The sequence below is a fragment of the Leptotrichia sp. SK-5 genome, from assembly GCF_055387215.1.
In genome coordinates, this window is record NZ_AP028931.1 from 1,253,554 (window position 1) to 1,269,164 (window position 15,611).

Genomic DNA, 15,611 nt, shown 5'->3' on the forward strand with positions numbered 1-15,611 from the left:
AAATTTTTAGCTGTTATATTTTAAAAGGGTTCGAGTATATTTTGTTATACCATACTTCTATGTATTTGTTTGTACATTTCAGTAATAAAGAATTAGTTGACTTTCTTTATTTTTTAGTTTACAATGTAAACAAGAAAGGAGAGTGATGTTATGTCTGTTATTTCGATTAGATTTAACGACGATGAGGAAGATATTGTTAAAAATTATGCGAAGGCAAAAGGCTTTTCGGTTTCACAATTAATAAAAGATACTCTTATGGAAAGGATAGAGGATGAGTATGATTTGGAAGTTTGTAAAGAATATCTAAAATCTAAAGAGGCAGGAACTTTGGTTACAATTCCATTTGAGGAGGCAATAAAAGAATGGGATTTAGAATAGAAGTTTCTGAAAAATTAAATAAGAAAATTAAGAAAATGGATAAAAATATTCAAAAAATGCTATATTCTTATATTATCAGAAATTTAAAGAACACTGATGACCCACGAAAAAACGGCAAGGCTCTAAAAGGAAATTTGAGAGGGCTTTGGAGATATAGAGTAATGGATTATAGATTAATTGTAGATATTCAAGATGATAAGCTGATTATAGTTGCAATTGATTTTGCTCATCGGAGAGAAATTTATAAGTAATGTATTGAATCACAGTTATTAATTTAGCTGTGATTTTTTGTTACAAAAAAGTGTTTAATAATAGTTCATTTGGTACATATTATATTTTTAATAGACACAAATGTAATTGCTTTGATTCTGATAGTTGGATTTAAAAGATTTGGCGTATTTAACGAAAACCATTAAACAATAAAGGAAAATAAGAAAAAACTTGTGAAATTATTTTTGTAAATTGTACTGTATGTAACAAGTACGTAACAGAAAGAGTAAGCACTGTAAAAAATAACTAGCGTTTAAATTGCTTTTTATGCGGTATTAACATAACTTGGAAATTTTAAAAGAATTATAAGAGAATTAATATTGAAAATTTTAAGAAAAAATTGTAAAATTATATAAAGAATATTAATTTATAAAATAAAAAAGAGAGAGAGGATTAATAATGAAAAAGTATTCAAAAATATTATTTTTAATAACAGCCTTAGGAATGATTGCTAGTTGTACAGTAGCACCGCTTACTGGGAGAAGGCAGCTTAAACTTGTGAGTGATGAAAGTGTAGCCTCAAGTTCGGTTTCAGCTTATAGACAACTTATACAGCAGGCAAATGCAAAGGGATTGCTTGCAAATAATACAGCAGATGGACAAAGATTAAGAACAATTGGTAGTAGAATTTCATCAGCAGTAGAACGATATTTAAATGAAAATGGAATGTCGAACAAAGTTTCAAACTTACAATGGGAATTTAATTTGATAAAAACAAATGAGGTAAATGCGTTTGCTATGCCAGGTGGGAAAATTGCTTTTTATACTGGAATATTACCAGTTTTAAATACTGATGCTGGAATTGCATTTGTAATGGGGCATGAAATTGGGCATGTTATTGGAGGGCACCATGCTGAAGCTTCAAGTAACAAAGCTCTTGCTGGAATTGCTGCCACTGTGACAGATGCTGTAACAGGTGGGAATGGAGTATCTTCCCTTGTTTCAGGTGGACTTTCGATTACTCTTTTAAAATTTAATAGAACTCAGGAATATGAAGCAGATAAATATGGAATGATATTTATGGCAATGGCTGGATATAATCCATCTGAAGCGATTACAGCTCTTGAGAGAATGGATTCGCTAGGAACAGGAAAAGGAGCAGAAATATTATCAACACATCCATCTGGAAAAAACAGAATTGAAGCAGCTAGAAAATTTTTACCTGAAGCAATGAAATATTACAAGGCAAGATAAATTGAAATAATAAAAAACGTACGAAAGGAAATGTAGTGGAAAATAAGATAAGCATAGCTCCAATGGTGGATAGGACGGATAAGAATTTTAGAAATTTTGTGAGAATGATAAATAAAGATGTTTTGCTGTATACTGAAATGATAACTGCACAGGCAATTTTAAATGGAGATTTAGATTATATTTTGGGGTTTAATGAAGTTGAGCATCCTATTGTTTTGCAAATTGCAGCAACTAATCCAAAAGAGGCGTATGAAGCCATAAAAATTGCTGAAAAATATAATTATGATGAAATAAATCTAAATGTTGGTTGTCCGTCTGACAGAGTTTCTGGAAATATGATGGGTGCTTATCTTATGGCATTTCCAGAAGAAGTTGCAAACATTGTTAGAGCAATGAAAGATGCAACAAGTAAGCCAATTTCGATAAAGCATAGAATTGGGATTGATGGGAAAAATATACTGCCTAATAGCTTTGAACGTACATTGCTTGATAAATACGAAGATATGATGAACTTTATTAATATTACTAGAAAAGCTGGTGTGAATAAATATATAATTCATGCACGAATAGCGATATTGGCAGGACTTGATCCAAAACAAAACAGAACTATTCCACCGCTTAGATATGATGAAGTTTACCGTGTAAAAAATGAAAATCCAGATTTACATGTAGAAATTAATGGGGGAATAAAAACAATCGAAGAAATTGATAATCATTTAAAGTATGTAGATTCTGTAATGTTAGGTCGTGAAATTTACGACAATCCTATGATTTTAACTGAATTTGGTAAATATTATGGAAAAGAAATAAATATTACTCGTAAAGAAATTATTGAAAAAATGATTTATTATGTTGAAAACATGGAAAAACAATCTCTTCGACCTCATTTGTTTCTAATGCATACTCATGGATTATTTCACAACGTACGTGGTAGCAAGGCTTGGAAAAGATCTATTAATGAGCCAAAAGCAAATTCTGAGACATTAAGGGAACTGTTGAAAGGAATAGAAAATTTTTAACAAAATAAAAATGAATATGATTTATTTATATTTTGATTTCATATAAAGGAGTGTGTCTCATAAGGTAAGAAAAAATATTTTGACTTATGAGACCTCTCTTTTAGTTGAATAATAGCTATTTAAACAACTCATTAATTTTCTGTATCAAATAATTTACATCATTTTTCTCTAAAAATTCAACAATACTCGTTCCCACAATCACTCCATCCGCATATTTTCTCATCGTATTCACGTTATCGTTATTTTTTATTCCAAAACCTAATGAAACTGGCAAATCCGAAACTTCTCTAATTTCATTAATAAAAGATTCTAAACGTGGCAAATCAACTTGTTTTGAACCTGTAACTCCAAGAGAACCAATTGCGTAAATAAAGCCGTCACCTTGAGAGATGATTTTTTTCATTCTGTTTCCAGAAGTAACGCTTACAAGGGGGATAAGAGCGATATTGTTTTCTCTTAGTTTTTCCGACATTTCAAAGGCTTCCTCGTAAGGCAAGTCTGGAATGATTATACCTTTAATATTAGCTTCACAGCATTTTTTGATAAATTCATCAATTCCATAAGCAAATATTAAATTGTAATAAATTAAGAAAATTAAAGGTTTTGAAATATCGTTTTTTATTTCTATTAATAAATCAAATACGATATCGGTAGTAACTCCAGCTTCTGAAGCAAGAAATGAAGCATGTGAAATCAATTTTCCATCGGCTATGGGGTCAGAGTAGGGAATACCAACTTCTAGTATATCAAGAGCCGTGTTATCCAAATTTTGTAAAAATTGTTTTGTAAAATCAACGCTTGGGGAGCCTGCGACAATATAACCAATGTTTACTTTTTCTTTTTCTCTAAAAATATCAATAATTTTTTTATCTAATTTTTTTTCACTCATTTTCCAAACCTCCATTTAACTCATAAATTCCATTTTTTCCACCAGTTTCCTTATCTTTTAACACAGAAAAAACAGTGTGCATATCTTTATCTCCACGTCCAGAAACGTTTACGACGATAGTTTCTCTTTTGTCTTTAGAAAGTGCAGGACATAATTTTTCAAGATAGGCTAACGCATGAGAACTCTCAATTGCTGGAATAATACCTTCTTTTCTTGTAACAAGCATTAGTGCCTTCATTGCCTCATCATCAGTAATTGGTGCGTAAGTTGCTCTTTTTGTATCAAATAGATGTGAATGTTCGGGACCTACTCCCGGATAGTCAAGTCCAGCGGAAATTGAGTGAACTGGGCTTATTTGTCCGTATTTGTTTTGAAGAACATAAGTTTTCATTCCATGAATAATTCCAGGTTTTCCAAGTGTCAATGTAGCAGCGTGCATATCTGTGTCAATTCCATATCCTCCAGCTTCGACTCCATAAAGTTTTGTTGAGCTATCTTCCAAAAATGCACTGAAAATACCAATAGCATTACTTCCGCCACCAACACAGGCAATCACGTGATCAGCATGCTTTCCAAGTTCCTCCAGCTGTGCTTTTGCTTCGTAACCGATAATTGACTGAAAATCACGCACGATAGTCGGATATGGATGAGGCCCTACAACAGATCCGATTACATAAAACACAGTTTCTATCTCTGCAACCCAAGACTGTATAGCTGCAGTTGTCGCTTCCTTCAAGGTTTTAAGCCCGTCTTCAATAGAAATAACTCTTGCACCCAAAAGTTCCATTCTAAAAACATTTAATTTTTGCCTTTCAATATCAACAGCTCCCATGTAAACGTCACACTCCAAACCTAATAGAGCGGCCGCAGTAGCAGTAGCAACTCCGTGCTGTCCAGCCCCAGTTTCAGCAATAACTTTTTTCTTTCCCATTTTTTTAGCAAGTAAAACCTGCCCAAGCGCATTATTAATTTTATGAGCGCCAGTATGGTTCAAGTCTTCTCTTTTCAAGTAAATATCGTGGTTATAATGTTCGCTCAAATTTTTAGCATAATAGAGCGGAGTTTCACGTCCAACATAATTTTTTAGCAAATTATCAAATTCTTGAAAAAATTCCTTGTCATTCTTTAGTTTTTCATATTCGGATTCCAGTTCCGATAGAGCAAACATCGCAGTTTCAGGTACAAATTGTCCACCAAATTGCCCAAAATATGCCTTTTCATTAAAATGTTTATTTTCCATATTTTTTTCCTTTCGTATTCATATTTTAAAATTATTATTATTTCTTTTTTACCAAATTTACAATATTTTCAACTAATTTTTTATTTTTTCTATTATTAACTTCAACTTTGCTGTTTATATCCAAAATGGCAGGCTTGTATTCAAGCGATTTTTGAATATTCTCAATTGACAGCCCTCCAGCCAGCACAAATGAATACTTCTCCAAATTTTTCAAAATGTTCCAATCAAAGACAATTCCATTTCCCCCACGATTTTCTCCTTTTGCATCAAATAGAGGATATTCAATATATGGCTTGTAGTCAGTAATATTCGGAAGTTCATCGGTTACGCCAAAAACTTTCCAAAGTTTTGTTTTAGCAGGGAAATTTTTACGTTTTCTAAAACAATTTTTCTCATACAATTTTTCTAATTTTTGAGTAAGTTCCATGCAATATTCCATTGACTCATCTCCATGCAGTTGCACAATATCAACATCTGTTTCTTCTACAATCTTTACAATATTCTCAATCATTACATTTACAAACACTCCTACAGTTTTTTTCCCATGCCTGTGTGCAATCCGTGTAATTTTAGCAGCAAGTTCGCTATCCACCTGTCTTTGACTTTCTGCAAAAATACATCCAAAATAGTCAATATCCAAAGTTTTCAATTCATTAATTTCAGTAATGCTCCTAATTCCACAAACCTTTAATTTAGTAGTATTTTCTATGAAATTATCAGTTGCCACATTATTTTCTTTTTTCTCCAATTTTTTTCCTTCCATAAATCTATTTTTATAACTATTTTACTAATACTATTCCATTTAATACTAAACTCCATTTGAAGAAAAGAAATAATCTCCTATTTACTTTCTGACAAGGGGTCTTGACCCCTTGCTAAACGGAATTATAAAAACTCCATTGCTTTAGTGGGGAATAGTATAAGTATCAAACATTTAATAAATTTTGATTAATTTAAATTAGTTCTATTTTCAAGAAAATTAAATTCCAAAATCATAATTATTTATTTAAATTTTTGAGTTTATTAAATAAGCCCTTTCATAAGTGCCTCTCCGATTAGCAGCCCATCCACGTTCAATTTTTCTGCATACTCCACATCCTCTTTTGACAAAAATCCACTTTCACTTACGATAGTCAAATTGTTAAAAACATCGCTTGGAATTTCATTTATCAGTTTTTCCGTAGTTTTAATATCAACTTCAAAAGTATTCAAATTTCGGTTATTTATCCCCAAAATCTCCAAATTCGGAATCTTCAAAGCTCTTTTTATTTCCTCTTCATCATGAGTTTCCACCAGAACATCCATTTCCAAATCCTGTGCCAGCTTATGAAGTTCCAAAAGTGTCTTATCATCCAACATTCTCACAATCAGCAAAATCGCTGAAGCCCCCAAAAACTTAGCATGAGCCACCTGAAACGGAGTATAAATAAAATCTTTCCTCAAAATCGGGATTTCTGGAAATTTTTCTCTTACAATTTTTATAAAATCATTCTCCCCTTTAAAATATTCCTTTTCTGTCAATATCGAAAAAGCGGAAACTCCTTTATCCACATAACTTTGTGCCTGTTTTAATAAATCAAAATCATCTTTCGCAATTTTTCCCTTCGATGGAGAAGCTCTCTTAATTTCTCCAATAATCTGAATTCCCTTTTGATTAAGTGTCTTTTTTAAAGATGGTTGTTTAAAAGACTTTAATTCGTCTTCAAGCTGTATCTCTCTTTTAATTTTTATTTTTTCTAAAATATCCATATTTCTCCTTTCACATTTAAAAACTTAATAATGTATTAAAAATATTGTTTACTAAATCAATAGAAAATATTGTAAAAATAATAAGTGCTATTATATTTAATAAAAAAATTATTATCTTTAATCTAATTTTCTCTTTTTTCTTTTTTTCTTCATCTTCAATTTTATTTATTTTTTCAAATTTTATAGAGCAAAAATACATGGTTGTTATTTTAAATAATAACCAAATTAATGGGATATTGAAAAAAATATTATCAAATATACTTTCAAAAACATAAAGAGGCAGTATTACATATACTGCTAATATCGAAAATTTGAAGAAAAATATAAACAATAGTATTATTTCTGGGATTATAAAATACCTCAAAAATTTTTCTTTATATAAAGTTTTTAACATATTTGCACCATTCTTTCTAAAAATTTTAATTTATAAATATTTTCAGTTTCTTTTTAGTCTTTCAATAAAAAATCAATAATATTCAAATGTTTTATCCCGTTTCTTGACATATCAAATCTGTCCATAGAAATTACATATTTAGGATAATTATCATTAATTTTTTCAAATGGTAAAAATTCCCTTTTTATAGTGTCTTCAGATGCAAGTAAATATGCTACCTGAATATAAATTTTCTCATTATTTGTTTTTGTACAGACAAAATCTATTTCTAAATTATTCAATTTTCCAATTTTTATGTTATAGCCTTTTCGCAATAATTCCATATAGACAATATTTTCAAGAATTTGATTTATATCTCTTTCGTTTGTTTCCAAAATAGCTTCTCTTATTCCATGGTCTGCAATATAATATTTTTCACTCACATTTAGAACTTCTTTACCTTGTATTTCGTAACGAGGGACTTTGTGAATCAGAAATGCGTTTTCACAGGCTTTTATGTAATTTAGCACAGTATCTACTGCAACTTTTCTATTTTCGCTTTTGAAATATTTTGAAATTGAATTTGCAGAAAATGTATTCCCAATGTTCATTACAATGTAATTGATGATTCGCTCTAATAATTCAGTATTTCTTATATTGTTTCTTTGAGTAATATCTTTTAATATTATTGATGAATATATATCTTTTAAATATTGCATGCTTGATTCCACTTCATAATTCAAATTATGTAAAAATGGCATTCCACCTAGTTTGACATACTTTTCAAACATTTCTTCTTTTGAAATATTTTTATTTATATTTTGGTATATTGAGCAAAACTCTTTAAATGAAAAAGGGTAAATTTCAACTTCAACATATCTTCCTGCAAGGTAAGTGGCAAGTTCTCCCGACAATAGTTTAGCGTTGGAACCTGTTATATAAATATCAAATTGCTTATCCTCTGTTCTTAATGAATTTATACACTTTTCCCATTCTTTTACTTCCTGAATTTCATCCAAAAATAAATAACATTTTTCTTGAATATTTTCTGCTTTTTCCAATATATATTCATTCAATGTATCAGCATAGCAAAGATGTCTATTTCTTAAATTTTCAAAATTGATATAAATAAATTGATTTTCGTCAATACCATTTTTTTTCAATTCTTTCATAATTAATTTTAACATTACAGATTTACCGCTTCTCCTAATTCCTGTCAAGACTTTGATAATATCTTTATCTATAAAGGGCTTAATTTTTTCAAAATAAATTTTTCTTTCTATCATAAAATCACCTCTATAAATATTTTATCATATTTACAACTAATAAAAAAGATATTTTTTTGCTTTTTATCAGTTATAATCTATAAAAAATATAAATTAGTAATTTTATCAATTATATCTAAAAAATTATTTTGTAATTTTCACATAATTTTCAAAAAACTCATAAACCTTCCCACTCTTAATCGCTTCCAAAACCATGTCTTTCGCCTTCGCAGGATGATCCACCACATCCGCGGTATAAAGTGCGAACATTGCATTCAATACGACAATATCAAATTTTGCTGATTTTTCTTCACCTTTTAAGATTTTTACCAAAATTTCAGCATTTTCCTCTGGAGTTCCGCCTTCAATTTCAGAATGGAAAGCTCGCTTAAAGCCAAAACTTTCAGGCGAGATTGTATATTCGAGAATCTGTTCGCCTTTTACTTCTATAATTCTTGTATCATCGCAAATCGTGATTTCATCAAGCCCATCATTTCCTCGAACAACTAATGCGTGTTTTCTTCCTAGTAATTGTAATGTTTCAGCGTACAATCTGTGTACAGGCTCGTGGTAAAGTCCAACCAATTGATATTGCAATTTTGTGTTTGGGTGAAGCAGTGGACCTAAAATATTAAAGACAGTTCTGATTCCAAGACGGCTTCTAACTTCTCGCACTTCTCCGACTAATTTATGAAAAAATGGGGCATGAAAGAAAGCAAGATTTTTTACGTGCAGTTTTTCAATTTGATTTGCAAGTGAGTTTTCAAGCGGTACTCCTAGTCTATCAAGTACATCACTGCTTCCACTTTTACTCGAGATTGCACGATTTCCGTGTTTTGCTACATTTACTCCCATTGCTCCCAGAATAAATGCGACAGCTGTCGAAATATTTATTGTCTTAAATCCATCACCACCAGTCCCACAAACATCAATCATTGGAGTTTCATCTTCAAAAGTTGTACTGTATTCCAGAATATTTTTTACAAATGCTGTAAGCGATTCAGGATAAAGGCTTTTTTCTGAAATTAGTACAAGCAAAGCTCCAAGCTGTACAATGTCATAATTTTTGCTATCAATAATTTTACAGATTTCACGAAAATCAGTATCTGTCAATGCAATATTTTCCTGTAATTTTTTTAAATATTTATTCATATCTATAAAGTTTCCTTTCTCTTTAATATTTTTAGAATTTTCATTATTTTGCAAAGTTTCTGAAACTTCAATATTCAAAAAGTTTCGTATCATATTTTTTCCATATTCAGTAAAAATTGATTCTGGATGAAACTGTATTCCAAAAATATTTTTACTTTTATGTTCCACAGCCATTGCAATCCCATCCTCAGATTTCGCCGTAACTTCAAGATCTTCTGGAATATCGTCAACATAAAGCGAATGATATCTCATAACTTTAAATTTTTTTGGCAAGTTTTTAAATAATACAGAATTCTCGGATAAAACTGTAATTTCTGAAGTTTTACCATGCAATGGATTTTCAAGCCTTTTTATTTCCCCGCCAAAATTCATTCCAATTGCCTGATGCCCAAGACAAATTCCTAAAATTGGAATATTCCCCAGTTCATCAGTATTATTTAAAATTTCTAGGCAAATTCCACTGTCCTTTGGATGTTTTGGACCTGGAGAAAAAATTATTTTGCTAGGATTCATTTTTTTTATATCATAAATTGTAATTGCGTCATTTCTAACAGTAATAACTTCATCATCAGTCATTTCTTTTAAATACTGTTCAACATTAAATACAAAAGAATCATAATTGTCAATCATCAAAATCATTTATTTCACATCCTTTCCACTTTTGTTTTCATTGTTTTTATTTTTTTCTTCATTACAGAATTTTTTAAAAATATTTAGCACAGATGCTCTTTTATGGCAAATTTCATCATATTCCTTCTCTTTCAGAGAATCGAACACAATTCCTGCTCCAGCCTGAATAAATACATTTCGAACTTCATCAACTTTATTCAAGTCGTAATTTTTATTTTCAAAAAATGCAGTACGAATAATAATCGCAAGCTGAACATCTCCGTTAAATCTTAAAAATCCAATTCCACCAGCATAAACATTTCTTTTAAATTTTTCCAGTTCTGAAATGATTTGCATAGCACGAATTTTTGGCGACCCAGAAAGTGTTCCCGCTGGAAGAGCCTGAGCAATAACTTCAAATATCGACACATCTTTTCTCTTTTTCCCATAAACATCCGTCACAATGTGCATTACATGCTCATAATTCTTAATATGCATAAGATTTTTTACAACAACTGAGCCACTTTCCGCAAATTTCCCAATATCATTTCGAGCCAAGTCAACAAGCATCCGATGTTCAGCACATTCTTTTTCATCATTTAATAAGTCGTTTGCTAAAAATGCGTCTTCGTTGGCATCTTTTCCTCTGGGACGTGTTCCAGCTATAGGAGCAATATAAATATTATCCGATGAAATATCAACCAGTATTTCAGGACTTGAACCAACAATGTCTCCATATTTCGTAGGAAAATGGTACATATACGGACTCGGATTTGCCTTTGACAATTTTTTATAAAAATCAAGAGAATCCATATTTGTCTTAAGTTTTAACTGCTCGCTTAGTACAACTTGAAAAATATCTCCAGACTTAATATATTCCTTCGCTTTTTCAATAATTTCATAATAATGTAATTTTTCCTCTTCAAAATCTGTTTTTATATCATAAAATAAATCAGAATCATTAAATTTTTCAGAAATTTTATCATTTAAAAAATTAAAATATTTTTCTTCATCTCCATAAAAGGAAAATTCTTTACTAGTCTTTGAATAGTGTAAATATGCCTTTGCATTGGCAAAAATAAACTGTGGAAATTTAAACTGCTCTTTTTCAATTTTTCCAATTTTTTCAAAAAAATGTATCGACTCATAAGCAAATGTTCCAAAAAGCCCTGCAAAAGGGGAAAGTCTTTTCTGTTTTACAAAAGAATTGTATATTTTTTTTAACGAGTTATAACTGTATTCATTAGAATCAAAATATTCACAGTCAATCCCAATAATAACTTGCCTTTCATCTTCAGCAAAATAGGAATTGCTAAATTTTTTTCTGATAATGGAGTAGTAATAAGTAGGTTTATTTGTTAACATAGGTGTATTCCTTTCTCTATTTTTATTTTTTGTTGAAATTTATAATAAAAAAATTCTCTTAAATCGTTTTACCGACTAAGAGAATTGTATAAAATAAAAGCATTGATTTTGTTTCACCAATGCTTTTCTCACAATATTTAATAATAGTAATTACAATAAATTTCAACATAGCTGGCAAAAAAATATTAAATTGTATTTAATTTTTTCCACCAAGTCCAAGTTTGTTTGATCATTGTAATCACTCCTTAAAATTTTTATTTATTATTTTACTTTACAAATAATATATCACAAAAAATGTATTTTGTAAAATATATTTTATTAATTTAACCATAACTTTTGCTAATGATTAATTTGTACTTGCTGTTCCGTTTTCTTCCTGAAGTTTCTTATCATCCCATAATTTAAAGAATGGATAGTAAATAGCCGCTGTTATGAAGAAGTTTACTACTTGTATGGCTGTCCCTGTCCAATCGTTCGTTGCAAGGAAACCAGAAATGAAAGGAGGCGTTGTCCAAGGCAAGGCGACTCCAGTTACTTTTGCAACTAATCCTGAGTACATAGCTAGATAAGTAACCATTACTGTAACTAAAGGAGCCAATATAAACGGAATAATTAAAATAGGGTTCATAACTATTGGAAGTCCAAATAAAATAGGCTCGTTAATATTGAAAAAAGCAGGACCAATTGCTAATTTACCAATTTCTTTAAGCTGTTTACTCTTAGAAAGGAAAAGCAGCATAATAGCAAGAGAGAAAGTAGTTCCAGAACCTCCCATATTATGGAAAATGTCAAAAAACTGAGTTGTAACTATATTTGGAAGAGGTTGTCCTGCACTAAGTGCAATTCTATTCTGATCCATTAATGTATCCAGTACAGGTCTTGCTATACCTCCTGTTACTAGGTTTGAACCATGTATTCCAGCAGTCCATAGTAAATTAGTTATGAAAGAAAGTCCCATCATTCCAAAGAAAGATCCTCCCAATGCTGTAAGCGGTTTAGTTAATACCATTTCAACAACCTTATGAATATTTCCAAATGGAGAAACTTCGAATGCAATTCTTATTATTAATGAAACTAGAATAACAAAAAATCCTGGAATTAATGCAGCAAATGATTTTGATACTGCAGGCGGTACAGAATCAGGCATTTTAATAATAATGTTCTTTTTCACAATAAGGTTTACAATCTCTATTGCTAAAAGTGACATTATTATAGCTACAAATAAACCTCCACTTCCCATACTAGCTAATGGAATTCCGTTGTTATCAAAAGGTGTTACTAGTAAAAATGCCAAAACTCCTAAGATTGTACTCGAAATTTCATCTAATTTATAGTATTGAGCCAATTTGTATGAAATACCGACACATGCAATAAATCCTAATAAACTAAATGTTACACCAACAGGATAAGATAACCATTTTGCGATAATCTGCCCAGTTGCGTTATTTTTATAAAAGTCAGCTAATGCTGGTATTGGTAAGTTTCCTAAAATCAAAAATACAGATCCTGCAATAATAAACGGTAATGTAATAACCATTCCGTCTTTAACTGCTGCCAAGTGTCTCTGGTTAGCCACTTTTACAGCAACAGGCATTAATTTTTCTTCTAAAAACTGTGTAAATTTGTCCATAATGTTTGCCATTTTAATTCCTCCTAAATAATAATTGTTTGAAATTTTAATGTTTAGTTGTAAAAATATTCTATATTTTATCTAAAATAATATTCAATTTCATTTAATGAATAAAGTGTTTGTCGTATATAAAACGAATAGATGATGTAATTAATATGTTAATTTTAAAAATATTTATCAAAATAATTTATAAGAATAAATTATTAAATCAATAAAATAAAATGATATGGATAACTATAAAGTTTCAAATTAATCTTTAACTTTCTCAAAATTAGACTAGTAAAGTCACAAAATTAAAGTTTAATATTAAAGTGGTTTTTCTATATTCCAAATAGAATTAAAATAAGTTGTTTTAAAGCTAAATACTAATATTTCAAGATTAATATAAGTACTTAAAAATAAAAAATATTAGTATTTAAACTTTAAACAAAAAATATACTATAAATATAATATTTTAAAGTAAATTTAGTGCTTGATCTAATACTTTAGCACCATTCATCATTCCATAATCAACCATATTAATTACATCTATGTTAATGTTATTTTCTTCAGCGATTTTTTTAGCTTCTGGTAAAGCATATTTTACTTGTGGTCCTAATAAAACAACATCAGCTTTTGCAAATTCTTCTTTTGCTTTATCAAGTGGCTCTGCCCAAATTTCTACTTCAATTCCTCTTTTTTCAGCTTCTGCTTTCATTTTGTTTACTAATAGGCTAGTAGACATTCCTGCTGCACAACATAATAAGATTTTTTTCATTTCTAATCATCCTTCCTTCTCTTCTTAAAATTTTTATTGTTCTATACTTCATTGTTTTATCAAATCAATGAGATTAGCTTTTATATCCATAGTATACCATTAATTTTCTATAAGTCAAATTTTATAAAAAAACCATTATTTTTCGTCTATCTTTTGTTTTAAATATAATCAAAATAAGTCTTTATAAATCTAAAAATAAAATAAACGATAAAATAATATTTAATTTTTCGTTTAGTTTTTAGGCAAATATTTTAAAAAAAATAAAATTTTATATATTTTTTTATAAAAATTTAGTAAATTTTACAATACTCTCTGAATTTTGAAAATATTGAATATAGACTTTAAAATCATAAAAGTTTTTTTCCATAGCTTGTGTATGTTTTAAAGTAAGAATTTCATTAAAATAACCATCATCGACTATTATTCTGAGTTCATTTTCTAAATGATTTTGTCTTAGAATATTTGCTACATCTAACTGAAGAAAAAAAGATGTGATATATTTTCTCTTAATGTTAATAATTTCCAACTCATTTCTGAAATTAGTTTTTGAAAATTGTGCCAAGTCAAGCAACAAAACTTTTTTTAACTGCTTTTCTATATTGTTTTTAAATTGCTTTTTTGTAAAAATAACATTTGTATAAACATAATCGTAATTTTTCTTCAAAATATACTTTTTTATCAATTCATAAGTAGCGTGAAAATCTTTTACATCATTTTTTATCAAGTCCATAATGCTGTTTATATGCTGAGCAAGCTCCTTGTTTTTCACTTCAGAAGATTTACTGTTATCAATTATTTTAAAACGAATTTTTTCCACTTTATTATTTACATGTTCTCCAACTTTAATTTTTTTATAGACAACCTTAATGTCAGAAAAAAGATTTATAGTTTCAATCGCTTTTTTTAAAACCTGTTTTTCAAAGTCAAAAAAACGTTCATATTTATCCCCAGTATCAAACATTTCTTTTAGTCTTTCTAACGTAATTACAGTATCATTATTATAGTTTTTATCAGAAATTAAATAAGTATAAAAATTATAAGTAGCCTCGTCTCCCATAAAAACCAGAAAATCAAGTCTAAGAAGTGAGAATAAAGTATTATTTTTTCGAGCATTTTGAATTTCTCTTGCAAATTGAAATTCAATTTTGGAATAAACAATATTGTAAGACACTAAAATTGGAAATCGTCCGTAAAGTACAATTTTGTCATTACTAAAAATTGAGAACTCCAGCTTTTTCACTTGTAAATTATCCAAAAATTTTTTTAATTGCTCAAATGTAGAAAATTTAAGCACCTCTAATATTTCATTTAAATCAACATCTTGTAAAATAGTCGCTTTCTCAAATTTTTCCAGCAACTTATATTCCATAAAAAGAAACTTTAAAAAATATTTTTCTTTTTTATTCAATACTTTTGAAAATGAAATTTTTATTTTTTTATTTTCTAAAAAATGTTTGTTAATTGGTGCATAAATATCCATAATGTGATTTTTCTCCTTTAATAAAGATTTTGTGAAATATTTTATTATAAATTTATATTTTTTTAAAATTTTCAATATATATTATACACGAAAAAATGTATAATTGTAAATCGTTTATTTTCATAGAATATCGGATTTATGCTTTAATTAATAATAAAATTAATAAAAATAGACGAAAAATGAATTAAAAATATGAAAAATTGACATACAGGAAAACGTGTGTTATAACAAAATTAAGAAG

General features: G+C 28.9%; 14 protein-coding genes. 4 read left to right on the top strand and 10 right to left on the bottom strand.

Going from position 1 to position 15,611, the window contains the following annotated elements; genetic code table 11:
- Window positions 1–150 precede the first annotated feature (150 nt).
- From relB to dusA, 4 genes are all read left to right on the top strand, one after another.
- Window positions 151–378 carry a type II toxin-antitoxin system RelB family antitoxin gene (relB, locus tag ACZ5B9_RS06375; protein ID WP_315287915.1) on the top strand — a complete coding sequence of 76 codons (228 nt, stop codon included), beginning with the start codon at window positions 151–153 and terminating at the stop codon, window positions 376–378.
- A complete protein-coding gene (locus ACZ5B9_RS06380) occupies window positions 363–629 on the top strand; it encodes a type II toxin-antitoxin system RelE family toxin (RefSeq protein WP_315287914.1) in 267 nt (88 codons plus the stop codon). The genes relB and ACZ5B9_RS06380 overlap by 16 nt, the downstream gene beginning before the upstream one ends.
- 418 nt (window positions 630–1,047) lie before the next feature.
- Entirely contained in the window at window positions 1,048–1,842 is a 795-nt protein-coding gene (locus ACZ5B9_RS06385) for a M48 family metallopeptidase (protein WP_464423877.1), read from the top strand.
- Window positions 1,843–1,904: 62 nt separating this feature from the next.
- A complete protein-coding gene (gene dusA / locus ACZ5B9_RS06390; RefSeq protein ID WP_464423923.1) occupies window positions 1,905–2,861 on the top strand; it encodes a tRNA dihydrouridine(20/20a) synthase DusA in 957 nt (318 codons plus the stop codon).
- A gap of 115 nt (window positions 2,862–2,976) precedes the next feature.
- Here the strand turns inward: dusA and trpA are convergent, their stop codons facing one another.
- The 10 genes from trpA to ACZ5B9_RS06440 form a co-directional block, all read right to left on the bottom strand.
- Window positions 2,977–3,750: a tryptophan synthase subunit alpha gene (trpA, locus tag ACZ5B9_RS06395; RefSeq protein ID WP_464423879.1), complete on the bottom strand. Its 774-nt coding sequence runs from the start codon at window positions 3,748–3,750 to the stop codon at window positions 2,977–2,979.
- Window positions 3,743–4,990: a tryptophan synthase subunit beta gene (gene trpB, locus ACZ5B9_RS06400; protein WP_464423881.1), complete on the bottom strand. Its 1,248-nt coding sequence runs from the start codon at window positions 4,988–4,990 to the stop codon at window positions 3,743–3,745. Before trpB ends, trpA begins: the two co-directional genes overlap by 8 nt.
- 37 nt (window positions 4,991–5,027) lie before the next feature.
- The gene (locus ACZ5B9_RS06405; RefSeq protein WP_464423883.1) at window positions 5,028–5,738 is read right to left on the bottom strand and encodes a phosphoribosylanthranilate isomerase; all 711 of its coding nucleotides are present in this window, start codon (window positions 5,736–5,738) and stop codon (window positions 5,028–5,030) included.
- Between the two features lie 275 nt (window positions 5,739–6,013).
- Complete coding sequence (gene trpC, locus ACZ5B9_RS06410; protein ID WP_464423885.1) at window positions 6,014–6,739, bottom strand: indole-3-glycerol phosphate synthase TrpC; 726 nt, start codon at window positions 6,737–6,739, stop codon at window positions 6,014–6,016.
- A gap of 447 nt (window positions 6,740–7,186) precedes the next feature.
- Complete coding sequence (locus ACZ5B9_RS06415; protein WP_464423887.1) at window positions 7,187–8,398, bottom strand: ATP-binding protein; 1,212 nt, start codon at window positions 8,396–8,398, stop codon at window positions 7,187–7,189.
- A gap of 123 nt (window positions 8,399–8,521) precedes the next feature.
- Entirely contained in the window at window positions 8,522–10,168 is a 1,647-nt protein-coding gene (gene trpD / locus ACZ5B9_RS06420; RefSeq protein ID WP_464423889.1) for an anthranilate phosphoribosyltransferase, read from the bottom strand.
- Window positions 10,169–11,503: an anthranilate synthase component I family protein gene (locus ACZ5B9_RS06425; protein WP_464423891.1), complete on the bottom strand. Its 1,335-nt coding sequence runs from the start codon at window positions 11,501–11,503 to the stop codon at window positions 10,169–10,171.
- Window positions 11,504–11,849: 346 nt separating this feature from the next.
- On the bottom strand, window positions 11,850–13,145 hold the full coding sequence (celB, locus tag ACZ5B9_RS06430) for a PTS cellobiose transporter subunit IIC (protein ID WP_464423893.1): 1,296 nt from the start codon (window positions 13,143–13,145) through the stop codon (window positions 11,850–11,852).
- A gap of 442 nt (window positions 13,146–13,587) precedes the next feature.
- Window positions 13,588–13,890, bottom strand: coding sequence for a PTS sugar transporter subunit IIB (locus ACZ5B9_RS06435; protein ID WP_021768746.1), 303 nt, complete (start codon window positions 13,888–13,890; stop codon window positions 13,588–13,590).
- Between the two features lie 280 nt (window positions 13,891–14,170).
- A complete protein-coding gene (locus ACZ5B9_RS06440; RefSeq protein ID WP_464423895.1) occupies window positions 14,171–15,370 on the bottom strand; it encodes a replication initiation protein in 1,200 nt (399 codons plus the stop codon).
- Window positions 15,371–15,611 lie beyond the last annotated feature (241 nt).

Coding starts and splice junctions, on each gene's coding strand:
- relB (WP_315287915.1), top strand. CDS start 151: ATGTCTGTTATTTCGATTAGATTTAACGACGATGAGGAAGATATTGTT.
- ACZ5B9_RS06380 (WP_315287914.1), top strand. CDS start 363: ATGGGATTTAGAATAGAAGTTTCTGAAAAATTAAATAAGAAAATTAAG.
- ACZ5B9_RS06385 (WP_464423877.1), top strand. CDS start 1,048: ATGAAAAAGTATTCAAAAATATTATTTTTAATAACAGCCTTAGGAATG.
- dusA (WP_464423923.1), top strand. CDS start 1,905: ATGGTGGATAGGACGGATAAGAATTTTAGAAATTTTGTGAGAATGATA.
- trpA (WP_464423879.1), bottom strand. CDS start 3,750: ATGAGTGAAAAAAAATTAGATAAAAAAATTATTGATATTTTTAGAGAA.
- trpB (WP_464423881.1), bottom strand. CDS start 4,990: ATGGAAAATAAACATTTTAATGAAAAGGCATATTTTGGGCAATTTGGT.
- trpC (WP_464423885.1), bottom strand. CDS start 6,739: ATGGATATTTTAGAAAAAATAAAAATTAAAAGAGAGATACAGCTTGAA.
- ACZ5B9_RS06415 (WP_464423887.1), bottom strand. CDS start 8,398: ATGATAGAAAGAAAAATTTATTTTGAAAAAATTAAGCCCTTTATAGAT.
- trpD (WP_464423889.1), bottom strand. CDS start 10,168: ATGATTTTGATGATTGACAATTATGATTCTTTTGTATTTAATGTTGAA.
- ACZ5B9_RS06425 (WP_464423891.1), bottom strand. CDS start 11,503: ATGTTAACAAATAAACCTACTTATTACTACTCCATTATCAGAAAAAAA.
- celB (WP_464423893.1), bottom strand. CDS start 13,145: ATGGCAAACATTATGGACAAATTTACACAGTTTTTAGAAGAAAAATTA.
- ACZ5B9_RS06435 (WP_021768746.1), bottom strand. CDS start 13,890: ATGAAAAAAATCTTATTATGTTGTGCAGCAGGAATGTCTACTAGCCTA.
- ACZ5B9_RS06440 (WP_464423895.1), bottom strand. CDS start 15,370: ATGGATATTTATGCACCAATTAACAAACATTTTTTAGAAAATAAAAAA.